1 protein-coding gene is annotated in these 301 nt (G+C 69.8%); it reads left to right on the forward strand.

Annotated features, from left to right (window positions below):
- A partial coding sequence (locus tag FS507_RS16720) for a hypothetical protein (RefSeq protein ID WP_145943839.1) occupies window positions 1–301 on the forward strand: 301 nt, incomplete at both ends.

Here is a 301-nt window from a genome sequence, read left to right on the forward strand (position 1 = left end):
GGTCGTCGGTGACCTCGCGCTGCACCTCGTCGGTGCCGGTGTGACGGTAGAGGAGTTCGCCGCCGATCCGCAGCGCTACGACATCCCCGCCAGTGTCATCGCTTTTCTGCGCGGCGAGCTGGGCACACCACCGGGTGGGTGGCCCGAGCCGCTGCGTACCCGCGCGTTGGAGGGACGTGGTGACAGCACCGCCGCCCGGACCGTGTCGGTGCCGGCTGAGGAGCAGACCCATCTGGATGGGGAATCTGCCCAGCGTCGCGGTGCGCTGAGCCGGTTGTTGTTCCCCAAGGAATCCGCCGGG

The organism is Corynebacterium glyciniphilum AJ 3170 (genome assembly GCF_007673095.1).
Lineage (GTDB): Bacteria > Actinomycetota > Actinomycetes > Mycobacteriales > Mycobacteriaceae > Corynebacterium.